The sequence below is a fragment of the Halomonas sp. HK25 genome (genome assembly GCF_047795635.1).
GTDB lineage: Bacteria > Pseudomonadota > Gammaproteobacteria > Pseudomonadales > Halomonadaceae > Halomonas.
Map to the genome: position 1 here is coordinate 2,589,736 of NZ_CP181044.1, position 14,733 is coordinate 2,604,468.

The following is a 14,733-nucleotide window of genomic DNA, read 5'->3' on the forward strand; positions in this document are numbered from 1 at the left end:
AGTGTTGAAATAGTCAAAGGCCCTGGGCACCCCTGCGCAGCCAGTCGTGCATGAAGACAAGCTTGCGGCGCACCTGATTGGACAGCACGAAGGGATAGAGGTCCGGCAACCCCATCGCGCGATTGATGTGGTTGACCGCCATGACCTGATGCGTTGCCACGTGGATCAAGCTCTCGGCATCGGCCTCCATGTAGGGGTCCCACCCGAGGTGCGGCAGGTCGGTAGTGGACAGTCCGGCGGCAACGAAGCTATCGGCGATATCCGTGAGATGCAGCAGGTGGGAAGCGGTTTCGGCCCAGTCCTCGTGAGGGTGAGCCGAGGCATAGGTGCTGACGAAGCTCAAGCGCCAGTCAGGCGGTGGCCCATCGTGGTAGTGGCGCGTGAGCGCCGCGGGATAGTCCTGACGCTCGTCGCCGAACGTGGTTCGGAAGGCGTCGAGAAAATCGTCTCGCAGGCTGAGTCGCCACCAGAGCATGTGCGCGATTTCGTGACGCATATGGCCGATCATGGTCCGGTAGGGCTCTTCCAGGGCTTCTCGCCGGGTAGTGCTCAGGACCGGATCTGCCTCCGCCACGCTGATCGTCACCACGCCACCGACATGCCCCATGGGCACCGGGGTGTGGCCCTCGGCCAGCATGTGAAACACGGGGCGAGCGCCGGGATCCTCGGGCCGAAACCAGTTCCAGCGGCCAAGGTTATCGAGCACCCAGCGCTTGGCGACCTCGGTCTTGGCCCAGTGGGGCATGGCATTCGGGATGGAGGGATCCGGGGCCAGCTCGGTCATGGCGCAGGCGCGGCAGAAGGCACCCCGCTCGGGGGCGATCCAGTTGCACCCGATCACGTCGCGATTGGCGCAGAACGGCGGCATGGTGATGAAGGCCCTGGCCTGAGGGTCATAGGCAACAGGCGTACCCGTTGCAGTAGCGAGGTTGTCGAACCACAGAGACCCGGGACCGACCGGATTGGCGAAGACTCGCATAGTCATCAGCTCCTGAAAAACGCCGGGACGCAGTGCCCTGAGAAAGGATAGCGGCTGAAGGCTGCGCCCCGCCGATCAGCTTATCATTAGAGCGCCAGAAAGGCGGTCGGTGACGCGGCCCTACGTCTCCGACCGCCTCTGGCGGATTGCCCCTTGGCGGCGTTTGACGCCGAGCCGGCCCACCGGGAAGAAGCAGCTGAGGGGGTTGGCGATGAACTCGTCCCTGACACCGGCCAGCAGGACGCCCGGCTCGATCCGGGAAGCACGGGAGCGCAGCGCCACCATCAGGGCCAGGGCGAAGCTGACCCAGAGGTTGATGAAGCCGATCATCATCACGAACAGCAGCCCGACCAGGAAAATCCCCCAGCCCTGGAAATCGCTGAAGCTGGCAAAGCCCAGGTTGGCCGAGGAGAAGGCCACGTGGCGAATGTCCAGCGGCAGACCCAGCAGGTAGCCCACATAGCCGGTCATGCCCAGCAGCACGCCGAACAGGAAGTTGCCGGCCAGAGCGCCGTAGTTCTCGTGAAGATAGTGGGCCAGCCTCTCCCGCCGCTCCACAGAGAGGCGCTGCAGGGCAGGATGTCGGACGAGCCGCCGGGAGAGCTGGACGTGATCGGCGCGGTTGTCGAAGAACCCGGCGATGATCCCGGAGCAGAACAGCCAGACGCCGGCAATAGCCGCATGGAACAGCGCCAGGCTTTCGATCGGCGAGAGGGCCTTGAGCTGGTAGGCGATCTGCTCGATGTCGAGGGGCGCCTGCCCCAACGCCGCCACCGCCACTGCGGTGATGATGAAGGCGATGGCCAGCGCTGCGCAGACGTTGCCCCAGACGGCGGCCCACTGGGAGCGATTCACATCCAGCAGCAGCCTGGCCAGCTTGCGGCTGACGGACCTGCCCCGGCGGTTGCGTTCGACCTCGGCGGCAAAGCTGGCAGCCGTCATGGCGGGCTGCTTGGTGGCGATAGTGAAGTGCAGCAGGTGGACGAGCACGAAGCCCAGGCCATAGTTGAGGCTGACCAGCACGGCCTGGGACAGAGGCGCCAGTCCCCAGGACTCAAGGGTGATCTTGATCAGGGCCATCACCGCGATGATGGCCCCGGCACCGCCGGCAGAGGCGACCAAGCGCAGGTAGCTCGGCAAGTCGCGGGAGATATAGTGCTCGCCGTGATCGCTCTTGTTCTGGGTGATGCTGCGCGACATCATGCGCGTGCTCTTCTTCCAGAGGGCCCCAATGCTGCCTTTCTCCGCCGTCGCCACCAGCAGCTCCTGCCAGAGCAAAAGGCCGCTTCTGGTGCAGGCGATCCTGGGCTGTGGACTGGTCAGCAGTATCAGACGCTCGATGCGCTTCAGCGTATCTTCCAGGCGCTCGATCAGGTGGGACGCATTGACCGACGAGCCCAAACTGCCACCTCCGCGTCGGCGAAAACGGGCCACCTGCTCGCTGGACTGATCCAGCATGACCCAGAGGTGGTCGATGGCCGCGAAGTCATCGCTGCGCTTCCCCCCCTCCACCTTGGCCCGGTGCTCCACGAAGGCGTGTACCTCCCGCTGCAGGGCGATAAAGGGGGAGTCGATGCGTGTCAGCCGCTCGTCGATGCGCATCAGCTCGGGGTCGAGTTCCTCGGCCGCCACCCAGATGGCCAGCATCTCTAGGGCGTAGAGGCACTCTTCCCGCAGGTGCACCCGGGTCTTGTTCCGGGTCTCGGGGTCCAGGGCCGCAATCAGCACGCGCCCCAGCCGCAGCCAGCCGTGGGCCGGCAGGGCCTCGAGCCAGGGTTTGTCATGGCGGGTGATCAGGCTGGCCAGCAGGTCGCTGGAGTCTTCAAGATCCACGGGGGGCGGGTTCAGCCGATCATAGAGCCGCGTGGACACCTCCCGGAACAGTCCTTCCCGCGAGAGGATCCCCAGCCGCACCAGGGCCGGATAGATCTCCAGATCGGAAAACCGGCCGAGAATGTTCTCGGCCAGGGTCCGGGCCTTGTCCGGGTCGTCGCGAAGTGAATGGACCAGGGCGTCGAGACGCTCAGGGGCCCGCTCGGGGCTGCCGGCACGCAGCCAGCCGAACACCGCGTTCAGGCCGGCCTCGAGGCGGTTCTCCCCCGGCATTGCGGCCAGGGCATTATCCAGGTGGGAAGTCACGATCATGCTGGCGGGACATCCTTGCCGGGTCACGATAGGGCAAGCATGATGCCTCTCTCCCGCCAGCTGGACCAGCGTGTCGGAAAAAATAAAAAAGCGGCGGGGAGTCCACGCCGTCACGTTCAGGGCAGGATGACGGTGAGACCCGGTACCACCCGATCCGGATTCTCGATGATGTGCTGATTGGCCTCATAGATGGTTGACCAGCGGTTGGCATCACCGTAGTAGCGCCGGGCCACATCACCCAGGGTCTCTCCCGATTGCACGGTGTAGAGCGTCCCCCCCTGAACACGCGTCACCAGAGACTGCTCACGCCGCAGGTCCGCCACCATCGCATCGTACTCGGCTTGCGGATCGTCGGCGTCGCTGCTGCCGCGGCGCAGCGCTTCATGGGCAGTGCGGAGTCGAGTGGCCTGTTCGGCCGCGGCCGCCTGGGCACTGTCGAGGTCAAGCTCGCCTCCTTCCGCGGAGGGAAGCAGAGCGCGAAGCTGCTCGACTTCGGCCTGCAGGGGAGTCACGGTGTCGCGGTAGAGCACATCGCGCTCGGTACGGACCTCGGCCAGCTCGCCGTCCAGCCCGTCGCGCTCGGTACGAACCTCGGCCAACTCGCCGTCCAGTTCGTCGCGCTCGGTGCGGACCTCGGCCAGCTGGGCCTCCAGCTCGTCGCGCTCGGTACGAACCTCGGCCAACTCGCCGTCCAGTTCGTCGCGCTCGGTGCGGACCTCGGCCAGCTCGGCCTCCAGTTCGTCGCGCTCGGTACGGAGCTCGGCCGCCTCGGCATCTGCCTCCTCGCGCAGTTGCGCGAGATCCGCCTCCAGGCCATCGGCACGCGCTTCCAGGGTCGCGATATCCGACTGGCGTGCTTGCCTTGCCTCTTCTCTTGCCTCCAGCTCATCGCGGGCTTCCGCGAGTTCCTGCTGGAGGCTTTCGCGCTCGATCTCCACGGATTGACGCTGCGCGTGGGCATCGTCCAGCTGTGTTCGCGCCTGCTCCGCGTCTGACTGCGCGGCCGCGATGGCATCCTCGGCCTGCTCCCGCTGCTGTTGAGTTTTCGTCAGACGGGATTCGAGTGTTTCCCGTTCGGATTCGCTATCGGCAAGCCGCTCCTCGAGGGCCTCAAGCTCCGTGCTGATTCGTTCGAGCTCATCCTCGAGTTGCGCATGGCGTTCCTCGAGGTTGCGATGCTCGCTCGTCAGCTCCTGCAGGCGGACATCAGGCTCGGCCACGTCGGTGGATCCATTGGTATCCTGCTCGGGCTCGGCGAGCAGGATACCGGGCAGGACAGCAAGCGAGATCGCCGATGCCATGGCGATCGCCAGGGGGGTTCGGCGCAGCTTGCGGCATGTCTGGGGCAGGGTGTCGCGCATTTAGGTCTCCTGTCGCTGGCTGAGGGCATCCGACGACAGCTCCCGACGAATATCGGCAAGAGGGGCGGAATCTGCGCCGGGCAGTACCGCACTTCGTCGTCAATCACCCGAGTCTAGACAAGAGCCACCGTCTCCGCTGCATTAGCAAATCACGCTACTTGGGATTAGAGCTCTCAGGGCATAGTGCCGATAGCGGCTTGCCACGAATCACGCCCAAGCCACTTCGTCACGCAAGCAGCAAAAAAACGGCGGACCAGAGTCCGCCGCCAAGTCACCGATCGCGCACGATCGAGAGAGTGCTGGATATCGAATCAGATCTCGAAGCCCAGGCCGAAGTCCTCGGCGCTGATCGCCGGCCACCGCCATCCCCAGGCGCAGGTAGTTGCCGGTGAGTAAGTAGTACCAGTCCAAATAGCCCGGCACCGCCGCCTCGAGGGGCGTGAAGGCCGCCTCCAGTCGCTCGTCCAACCAGGGACGCATCGCAGCCGCCACGTCGTCCTGCAGCCCGGCGGTGTGATGCTCCAGGTCACGACCGAACTCGGCACGGGTCTCGGCATCCAGCACCAGGGGTTCGCCGTTCACCACTACCCGTAACAGCGACGTGTCGACACGGTCCTGCAACAGGCCTCGGCCGAGGTCGAGCAACAGCAAGGCCACGATCGCCAGCAGGGAAGCGACCCAGCATCGCCAGACGCTCAGCGGCAGTCGAGCCGGCTGCAGCCGATGCCTGACCGCCTTCATGGCCTCTCCTCCTCACCGATCATGCAGCGGGGCGATGGCGGATCGGCGCCCCTCGCGGCGCATCGCATCGGCACCCACCAGCAGGCGCACATAGGCCCAGGCGAAGGCGCTCTGCCAGCAATGACCAGGCCAGCAGGACGCTCACCGCCGACGCCAGATGGGCATGCCGCCAGGGCAATCCCCTCACCCTCGTGGCCAGGCCTTCAGGCATCGGCGACCTCCGCAGTGAACCGCGAACGCATGGCGGCCCGCCCTGTTCGGCGCCGCACCGACGGCGGCACCAATGGCGGGCCTTGGTCCATCATGTCTGGCCAGGTGGGGGCTGCATCAGGGTACGGGCGATCGCCAGCAGCCTGTCGTCCTGGAAACGGTCGCCGATCAGCTGCACACCGACCGGCAGCCCCTGGTGACCGCGGCCCAGCGGCAGGTTGAGGCAGGGCACGCCGAGCAGCGTCCAGGCACGGCAGTAGAGCGGATCACTGGTGGCATCGAGCCCATCGGGCGCCACCTCCTGGGCACTGGCGGCGAGAATCACGTCCACCTCGTCGACGAAGACCCGCGACAACACCTGGCGCAACTCGCTCGCCCCCTGCTGCTCGAGCAACGTGACTAGGGCGGCATCCAGCAGCGAGCCAGGCGTGCTCAGGTACCCCCCGGTGCCCCAGGCGGTGGGCAGGTCACGGGTCTCGATGATGTCCTTGAGCCCCACGGGGACTCCCTGCAGCAGCCCGGCGGCGGGTGGAGCAGGGGGGCTCGACGCGAGCGCCTCCCAGGCCAGGACCTCGGGCTCGCGGGCCTCGATACGCTCTCGGCAGGCGTGCCACCAATCGAGAGGCTGACTCTCGCCGCTGACGAGCCGATTCCGAAAGGCTACGATGGCCATGGTCATATCGAATGGTTCGTACACGATCCCCTCCTCGCCTGAAGTCCGATACGTCATTCTGGCGTAGAAGACGAAACACGCCAGCAACGAGCCACGGCTCGTAGTCGGCCATGTACCGTTCACCGCGCCGTGTCGCGCGATCGCCCAACCTCAGCATCGGACATGGGCACTATCCGCACCAGCACCTCGACGGCCTTCCCGTCTTCCGGGAAATCGATGGCCCTCCCCGAACAAGGCCGGCCGTCCACGCTGAGCCGGGCGGCACCCTCGCTCAGCCCCTCGGGCTTCTCGACACGGATCACCAGGCGACCACCGGGACGCTCGAGACGTGCCTCGAACCCGGTCCAGGCCGCCGGCAGGCACGGCGCGACTTCAAGCCTGCCCGAGACGAGCCGCAACCCCAGAATGTGTTCGACCGCGAGCCTCCAGCTCAAGCCGGAAGCGCCGGTGTACCAGGTCCAGCCCCCGCGCCCCAAATGCGGCTCGACCCCGGCGATATCGGCAGCGACCGCATAGGGTTCGGTCAGATAGCGTCGAACCTCGTCGCGCGACCGCGTGTGCAGCGCGGGATTGAGCCGGTCGAAGACCTGCTTGGCGCGATCGCCATCGCCCAGCTGGGCAAAGGCGATGCCGAACCAGGCAGCGGCATGGCTGTACTGCCCCCCATTCTCGCGTATGCCGGGCGGATAGGCCTTGATGTAGCCCGGATCGCGAAGCATGGTGTCGAAAGGTGGCGTGAGCAGGCGCACCAGGTCATCGTCGTCGCGCATCAGTTCCTGCGCGGCGTGGTACATGGCGCCGCGTGCCCGCTCGGGGTCGGCGGCTGCAGAGAGCACCGCCCAGGACTGTGCGATCGAGTCGATCCTGCACTCCTGGTTCGATGCCGCACCCCAGGGCTGGCCATCGTCATCCAGCGCGCGCAGATACCAGTCACCGTCCCAGCCGGCCTTCTCCACCGCCTCGGTCAAGGCCGCCATCCGCCCACACCAGTGCGGCATCAGATCCTCGCGCCCCGCCTCGGTGCAGAGCTCCAGAAAGCCACGGATGGTGGAGATCATGAACCAGGCCAACCAGATGCTCTGCCCCCGGCCCTTGGCACCGACCCGATCCATGCCGTCATTCCAGTCACCGGTTCCGATCAGCGGCAATCCATCGACTCCCAGCCGATACGCACGCTCCAGCGCGCGTTGGCAATGGTCGAACAGTGGCCAGGAATCGGCTGTGGCATCGAAAAGCGCGTAGTGGTCATGCTCCTGATCCCCCAGCGGCGGACCGGTCAGGAAGGGCGCACCCTCGGACAGGATCGCGGCATCGCCGGTGGCGGAGACATAGGCGGCGGTGACATGGGGCAGCCACAGCAGGTCATCGGAAAAACGGGTGCGCACCCCCCGACCCACGGGTGGATGCCACCAGTGCAATACATCGCCTTCCTCGAACTGATGTGCAGCGGCGTGCAAGATGTGCCGGCGGGCTAGATCCGGGGCTGAGTGCAGCAGCGCCAACACATCCTGCAACTGATCCCGGAACCCGAAGGCACCACTCGCCTGATAGAAGCCCGCGCGGGCGAATAGGCGCGAACTCAGTGTCTGATACGGTAACCAGCGATTGACCATGAGATCGAAGGCCGGGTCGGGCGTCGTGACCTGGATCGTGCCCAGACGGTCTCCCCAGACCCGTTGCAGGCGAGCGAATTCTGCCAGACTTCGCGCGGGATCCTGCCAGCGCAGGACGAGCTCGCGTGCGGCTCCGGGGGTCGCGCCCTGTCCAAGGATGAACACCGCCTCGGCCGTCTGGCCCGCAGGAATGTCCAGATGCACTTGAAAGGCGCCGCAGCAATCCCCGATTGCGTAACAGCACTCCCCCAGGTCCCAGCGCTTCAGGGCGTCAGGTTGGCGCATGTCAGCTCCGGGGCCCAGGAATTCCAAACGCGATGTCGTCAGGCTGTGTGGTGCAAGTGTACTGGTCAGGAAGGCCTCACGGTCGGCGAACTCGGCGTTGCGGGTGTTGCGCGCCAGGATCGCATGAGTGTCGGCGTCATAGCGTGCAGCGAGCATCAGGTCGGCCTGCCCGGCGACCCCGCCCAGCACCCAGTCAGCAAAATAGGTGGCCGTGATCCGTCGCGTCTGCCCGCTGGGGTTGCGCAATCTCAGCCGGACCAGCTTGACCGGCTCGTCGGCCGCGACGAAGGCCAGAAGTTCCTGCTCCAGCCCTTCGCCGGTGCGTTCCCATATCGTGTAGCCGATGCCATGGCGTACCCGGCATGGGCCGCCTCCACCTGCAGGGAGTGGTGTCGGGGTCCAGATCTGCGTGGTGATCTCGTCGCGCAGGTAGATCGCTTCGGCCTGCGGGTCGCAGACAGGGTCGTTGTGCCAGCGTGTCAGGCGGTTCTCGCCGCTATTCTCGGCCCAACTCCAGCCCAGACCGGCCTCAGTGACGATGCTGCCAAAGTTCGCATTGGCCAGCACGTTGGCCCAGGGCGCCGGGGGCGGATCCTGCGCCTGGAAAGTGATGACATACTCGCCGGTGTCGGGACAGAAACCGCCGAAACCGTTGGCCAGGAGCCGCTCAGGCGGCGCGGCCACCGGTAGCAGCGGCGGCCACTCCCACTCCCCCATCGGCTCGAAGACCGGACGCTCGATGGGCGTCTGCCGATACAACTGGCGCTCCAGCGAGCCGCCCGCGGTGTCAAGGATGAGAGCCGCTACCGCCTCGATCACCCTCGCGGGCCACGGATTGCTCGGATCCTGCGACACCAAATGCACCCCGCCCCGATGCCCCATGAGCTCCTGCGACCCGGCAGCGCGGAAACTCTCGATCAGCCGGTCGCGAACCGGTTCGACATAGCCGGGTAGCCCGCTGTGCAGGATCACGAGATCAATCCGGAGGCTGCGATCGCGCCATAGTCGATGCGCCGCCAGCAGGGTGGTCAGCAGTCCCGAGCGATACCCTTCACCCACGCGAACTGCCAGGATCGGATTGTCGCCCGAGATACCCAGGGCCCAGAGGTCGTGCTGCCCGGGCAGGGTCTCGTCATCCCCTCGCGCGGCCGCCCTGGCGGAACCCTCGGGCAGCAGCAAGGCCGACAGAAGCGACTGGACGGATGGCAGATCACCGGGTGTCAGGCCGCGCCGGTGAGCATCACGCGCCGCCTGGGCGTCCCCCGCGTGCAGGGCCCAGTCGAGCGTGGTCAATGTGGTATAGCGCTGGGCGGTTTCCTCGGCGGCCACACGGGTGTCGGCCGCGATGGTGACAAAGGCCAGGCTGCAGCTCTGGTGCGGCCCGAGAGTCAGACCGGCCTGCAGCGCGACCACCGGGTCGAGAACCCATCCGGTCCCTCCCGCCAGCGTGCCCTGGCGGAGTGCCGCCGGCCGACGGGCATCACCGTGGCGGCCGAGAAAGACGCGTCGATCGGTCTCGAAACCAAGGATGGTCACCTCAGAGGCGTCGCAGACCAACCGATGCAACAGCACCGGCGACCGTTTGGCAGGATCGAGCGGACGCCGGATGAACAGCAGTGCCCGCAGCTCGGGCAGATGAGAGCCGCCCACGAAGAGCCGGCTGAAGGCGGGGTGACGAGCGTGATCGGCGGAGGGAGCCAGAATCACCTCGGCACAACTGGTCAGCGAAAGAGGCCGTGTCCGGTCGGTTTCGTTCACCACGGTGATGTAACGGATTTCGAGATCATCCCCAGGCGCCACGCTGACGGTCATGCTGACGGCGATACCATGCTCACGGTGCTGGAATTCGACCTGATGTTGATGGAACACCACCCGCCAGGGGTCGCCACTCGGTGTCTCAGAGGGGTGGTCGCCAAGGCTCCAGAGGTAGCGGTCATCACGGTCCTGCAGGTAGAGCACATGGCCACCGATACCAGTCTCGCCCGTGCCGCCCAGCGCCCGCGTGAGCAGGTGGCGATGCCAGCCAAGGCTGCCGCCGGCTGCACTGGTGACCATGCCGGACATACGCCCGTTGCCCAAGGTATGAAGGCAACTAAAGCCACCCCACGTCCTGGGCACCCAAGGATGCAGGGCGGGGGCTGATTCCTGGCGCCGATCAATGGGGACGACCGCGTCCTGATCGCTTGGCCGCTCGAGCGGGGCTTCCCACGGCACTCGCTCGCTCAGCAGCAGTTCCATCGTCGCCACATGCGGGTCGCTGTGAAACCAGGTCACCAGCCTGTCGTTGCACAGCACATTGCCGAGTGCCGCGAGGCTCATACCGTGATGATGCGACATATAGGACCGCACCATCGTGAAAGCACCGCCCACCGGCACCCGCTCAGGCGTGAAGTCCACTGCCTCGAAGAAGCCATAGCGACCCAGGGCCCCCAACTCCACCAGTGCATGCAGATTGGCCAGGGCAGCCTGCGGACGGACCGGCAGCGCCAGCAGCGTTGCATAGGGCGCCACCACACGGTCGAGCGATAGCCCTCGTCGCACTCCCAACTTCGGCACGCCGAAGGCGCGGTAACGGTAGCGCTGCTCGGGGTCCTGCTCAGCGTATCCGGACTCCGACATGCCCCAGGGGATGCCGAGGTCTTCGCCATGCTGGCGCTGAATATCGACCGCCGTGCGCTCGCTTTCGTACATCAACGAATCACGATAGGTGCGCATCAACAGCCGCGGCATCAGGTATTCGAACATGGAGCCGCTCCACGAGACGAGTGTCAGCCCTCTCGACTGCTGGGTGACCGGACGACCGAGATGGAACCAGTGCTCGAGGGGTACATCACCCTTGGCGATCGCGAAGTAACTCGGCAACCTCGCCTCACTGGCTAGCAGATCATAGTGGTTGGCATCCATCCGCCCCCGACTGACGCTGTAACCGATGAAGAAAAGCCGGTTGGAAGCATCATAGAGAAAGCCGAAGTCCATTCCGTGTGCCCAGGCGCGAGCGCGTTGTGCGATATCATCGAGCGTCTGATCCAGCCTGGCGTGCTCTGTGGACGACCTCGAAAGCGCAGCGTCGAGCGCCTCCATCCAACGCCTCGCCGCCGGGTCTGAACAGGCATACCCGTGGTGTGACAACCATTGTCGGACCTCCTCCAGGGCCGGAGCTACCTCGCCGAGCGGGAGGTGCACCGGAATCTGCTGCGCCAGGCTGCGAGCCAGGTCGACGCACCCGGAGGGCGGGCTTGCGACAAGCAGGCGCCACCCCATGAGCGACTGCAGGTCTCGATGCATGACGGCAATGTGGTGGCGGGTCCGCTCCAGCCAGACCTGAACCTCGCGCAGGCTTTCGTGGGGCGTGAAATCTGCACGGCCTATCAGGTCACGGAGGTGGGCCTGGAACTGCGGCAGCCGCTGGTCACGAAAGTCGTCAAGCAGTGCCGCCCATTCGCCGGGGTCGTCACACCCCTGCACCATCGCCGCCCGCATCTCGTTGACCATCGCCGCACAGCCACCAAGGCTCCCGCCCGGATCGTCGTCCTCGCAGAGGGCCTCGGCGAGCAGTTGCAATGCGTCATCCAGCCCATTCCACTGCTCAGGCAGGAGGGCCGGTCCACACTGGGCATCGCGGCAGGCCTGTCGCAGCGTAATCAGGCTGACGGCGAGATTGCCACTGTCAACGGTCGAGACATAACGTGGTTCCAGCGGGGTCAGCCGCTGTGTCTCGTACCAATTGAGGAGGTGACCGCGGTGCCGCTCCAGCCGGTCCATGCTGTCGAGCATGTTGCCCAGACGCTCGGTCAGTTCAGGTAGCCCAACATGCCCCAGCCGCCAGGCGGTGAGCGAGGAGAGCATCAGCATCCCGATATTGGTCGGTGAGGTGCGGTGGGCGGCTCCGGACTGCGGTACTTCCTGATAGTTATCGGGCGGTAACCAGTTGTCCTCGGGGCGCACGTAGGTTTCGAAGAACAGCCAGGTACGCCGAGCGATGAGGCGTAAAAAGGTTCGCTCCGCTTCGGGCAGGACGTCTTCAGGCACCTGGCGCCTGCGCCCCAGACGCCAGGCGATCTCGGGCGCCGCCACCCACAAGGCGAGCAACGGCGCCGCCCCTGCAAGCGCTGCCGGTGCAGCCAGTACCATCCCGATAGTGACGAGAGCGGCCAGGGCGGTCGCCGGCCACATTGCCTGCCAGGTGCTGTGGCGCAGGTCCTCACTGCCCATGCGAGAGGCTATCTGGGCCGCCGTTCTCCATTCCAGCAGGTGCCGCCCGGAGGCCAGCCGCCACAGGGTTCGCCCCATGGCGTCGCCGGCAATGACGGCATCGTTAAGCAGGAAGGTCACCATCAGTGCCCAGCACCCGAGTTGTTCGCGCAGTTGCCTCAGCGTGCCACGTACCGCACCGCGACGACGGCCCCGGGCAAGGCCGGTGACCAGATCGGTGAACAGATGCGCCCCCAACGGCAGCACGGCAAGCGCGGTCCAGGCCCAAGGGCTTCCGGGCAGCACGAACCATCCAGCCAGTGCCAGCATCACCAGGCTGATCGGCACCAGACTGCGACGCAGGTTGTCCAGCAGTTTCCAGCGGCCCAGCGCCGAGAATCGGCTACGCAGCCGCTGTCCATCGGGCCCCGGCACCTGTCGGCAGAGCCAGGGCAGCAACTGCCAATCGCCTCGCAGCCAGCGGTGCCAACGCGCCGCATGCTCGAGGTAGTCGGCGGGAAAGCTCTCGTAGACGACGATATCGCTGGTCAATCCCACGCGCCCATAGAGTCCCTCGAGAAGATCATGGCTGAGGATGCGATTCTCGGGCATGCAGCCTTCCAGGGAGCGGGTGAAGGGCTCGACCTCATAGATCCCCTTGCCGGTAAAGCTGCCGACACCGAAGAGATCCTGATAGACATCCGAGACTGCCCGTGAATAGATGTCGATGCTGGCGTCCCCGGCATAGAACCGGGCAAACCGCGACCGTGTGGCCTCCAGCGGAGTGATCTCCACGCGGGGCTGCAGGATCGTGTATCCGGCATCCACCCGCCCAGTTTCTGGATGGAATCGGGCGGTGTTGAGGGGATGTGCCAGCGTGCCGACCAGGCGTTGCACCGACCCCGGCGGCAACCTCGTGTCGGCATCGACCGTCACCACGAAACGCACGCCACGCAGCGCCTCGGGAGACCCGGCGGTCAATGAATAGGGACCAAGATCACCGCACAGGATGAAGGCATTGAACTGCTCGAGCTTGCCGCGCTTGCGCTCCCATCCCATCCAGCAATCTTCGGAAGGGTTGTAGCGCCGCGGGCGGTGCAGCAAGTGGAAGGCGCCCAGTCCGTCACCGCCGCCATGGCGAGTGTTGAGGTTATCGATCGCGGAAACGAGTGCTGCCTCGATGGCCACATCTCCCGGAGTCACCTCGGCATCGGCGTCGGCAAGATCACTCAGCAGCGCGAACTGCAGCATCGGGTCCGGGTTGGCCAGCCGATGGCCCTCCAGCTGCCGGGCGAGTCGCGGCACGTCTGAGGCACGGTCCACCAGCACCGGCATGGCAATCACCGTGGCGCAATCGGCGGCAATGACATGGCGCAGATCGAGCTTGGGCAGGGTGCGAGGAGGAACCCATTGTGTCACCAGGGCATTGATGAGTGCCACGCCCAGCAGAGAGGCGGGAACCAGGGCCAGCGCAAGACCAGCGGCCAGCTGCAATGCACCCGCCCCGACCCACCAGAGGTAGAGTGCGATAATCCCCAGGGCACCTGCTGACGCACTGCCCAGACTCGCCGCATAAAGCGGCCCGGCACCCCGCTTCAGCCGCCGACGCCAGGCATGTCCGAAGGGAAGGTGCAACCCTAGCTGCGCCTCGATCTCGCCCCGCCCCTCGTCGATCAGCCAATAACCCACATGGGATCGCAACGGGTCGCCATGCAGCTCACGGCATCTCGCCACCAGGACCTCGGCAGTACGCCACTCGGACATGTTGCCATGCGACGCCAGCGTCTCGATTGTCCGGCGATAGACATCGCGGGTCTCGAAATCCATGCGCGGATAGACATCTGCCGGATCATGCCGCAGCGCCGACTCGATCAAGCTGGTGCAATCAATCACATCATTCCACTGCAGCGTGGAGATTACCATCAGGCCTGATAGTGCACGCGCGATACACTCGGTATCGTCGAGAACCTCCAACGCCGGCACCACGGCTGAGATCCCGTGTGGCGAAGACGCCGCTGGAAACAGGCGACCGAAGGCGCCGATCAGCACCTCCAGACAGGCCAGCCGTAGCATCGTCGGCAGGGCCCAAAGTTCGGCAATGTTGAGAGGCGACCTTTCCTGGTAAGCCTGGAGAAAGTCAACGCACAGCGACAGCGACAACTGAAGGCGAGAAGCCTGGAGCAAGCCATGTGCCAGGGCGTAGATGCGCGGCTTCCCAGCTTCCATGCCGGGCAAGGACTGCGCAAGGGGCGGCAGTCTGCGATAGAAACTGCCAGGCATGTCCTGTCCAACTTGGCGAACGGCACGGCGGGCATGGTAATGGTTATCGAGCAGCCACTCCGCTGCCGCGAGATGTTCGGGGCCGCTCTCTCGCGCCGCAGCAAGTGCCATCGGTATCCAATCGCGTATCGCGTGAAGCCCCGACAGGCTGGCCAAGGAGTGGGGCGATCCCGGGCCACAATGGTGCAGGTCGGCGAGCTTGCGCGCCGTGGCATCAATGGACAGGTCTGTCGGTGTGGCATCGGGCTGCATCAC

The 14,733-nt window shown here is 65.6% G+C and carries 6 protein-coding genes; all 6 read right to left on the reverse strand.

Annotated features, from left to right (window positions below; translation table 11 throughout):
* Positions 1–13: 13 nt before the first annotated feature.
* Positions 14–979, reverse strand: coding sequence for a zinc-binding metallopeptidase family protein (locus tag ACM26W_RS12380; RefSeq protein WP_416140880.1), 966 nt, complete (start codon positions 977–979; stop codon positions 14–16).
* A gap of 120 nt (positions 980–1,099) precedes the next feature.
* Entirely contained in the window at positions 1,100–3,124 is a 2,025-nt protein-coding gene (locus tag ACM26W_RS12385) for a recombinase (RefSeq protein ID WP_416137296.1), read from the reverse strand.
* Between the two features lie 116 nt (positions 3,125–3,240).
* On the reverse strand, positions 3,241–4,485 hold the full coding sequence (locus ACM26W_RS12390) for a LysM peptidoglycan-binding domain-containing protein (RefSeq protein ID WP_416137297.1): 1,245 nt from the start codon (positions 4,483–4,485) through the stop codon (positions 3,241–3,243).
* 207 nt (positions 4,486–4,692) lie between these two features.
* Positions 4,693–5,226 carry a hypothetical protein gene (locus ACM26W_RS12395; RefSeq protein ID WP_416137298.1) on the reverse strand — a complete coding sequence of 178 codons (534 nt, stop codon included), beginning with the start codon at positions 5,224–5,226 and terminating at the stop codon, positions 4,693–4,695.
* 301 nt (positions 5,227–5,527) lie between these two features.
* Positions 5,528–6,133 (reverse strand): amidase family protein, encoded by a 606-nt coding sequence (locus ACM26W_RS12400; protein ID WP_416137299.1) that lies wholly within the window; start codon positions 6,131–6,133, stop codon positions 5,528–5,530.
* 95 nt (positions 6,134–6,228) lie between these two features.
* Positions 6,229–14,730: a GH36-type glycosyl hydrolase domain-containing protein gene (locus ACM26W_RS12405; RefSeq protein WP_416137300.1), complete on the reverse strand. Its 8,502-nt coding sequence runs from the start codon at positions 14,728–14,730 to the stop codon at positions 6,229–6,231.
* Positions 14,731–14,733: the final 3 nt, after the last annotated feature.

Coding starts and splice junctions, on each gene's coding strand:
- ACM26W_RS12380 (WP_416140880.1), bottom strand. CDS start 979: ATGCGAGTCTTCGCCAATCCGGTCGGTCCCGGGTCTCTGTGGTTCGAC.
- ACM26W_RS12385 (WP_416137296.1), bottom strand. CDS start 3,124: ATGATCGTGACTTCCCACCTGGATAATGCCCTGGCCGCAATGCCGGGG.
- ACM26W_RS12395 (WP_416137298.1), bottom strand. CDS start 5,226: ATGAAGGCGGTCAGGCATCGGCTGCAGCCGGCTCGACTGCCGCTGAGC.
- ACM26W_RS12405 (WP_416137300.1), bottom strand. CDS start 14,730: ATGCAGCCCGATGCCACACCGACAGACCTGTCCATTGATGCCACGGCG.
- ACM26W_RS12390 (WP_416137297.1), bottom strand. CDS start 4,485: ATGCGCGACACCCTGCCCCAGACATGCCGCAAGCTGCGCCGAACCCCC.